Below are 337 nucleotides of genomic sequence, written 5' to 3' on the forward strand. Positions count from 1 at the left end.
TCCTAACTTCCGTTTGCCGCCGTTCGGTTTCGGGATTTCGACCCGACGGACTGGCTGCGGTTGATAGGCTCCCTCAAGCAGTGAAGTACGAATTTCATGCCAATGTTCCATAATATACGGTCGTAATTCGGAAACCTGCATGCCATCCACTCCATGGCTGCCTTTGTTCCTTTCCACACGATGAAGTGCTTCCAGTAAATTTTCACGTGATAATACCTGCCCCATCCTCATGTGTATTGCTCCTTACGTGAGTTTCCTATTCCTTCAATAAACCTGTTCTGGCTCCACCCTCTTAAGGTCCCTCATGGAATTCACCACTACCTCCCTCAAGTAAGTC

1 pseudogene is annotated in these 337 nt (G+C 48.4%); it reads right to left on the minus strand.

Going from position 1 to position 337, the window contains the following annotated elements:
- Nucleotides 1-231: pseudogene (locus tag GBH70_RS16515) on the minus strand (group II intron reverse transcriptase/maturase); the annotation flags it as partial.
- Nucleotides 232-337 lie beyond the last annotated feature (106 nt).

Source organism: Weizmannia acidilactici (genome assembly GCF_008974225.1).
GTDB lineage: Bacteria > Bacillota > Bacilli > Bacillales > Bacillaceae_C > Weizmannia > Weizmannia acidilactici.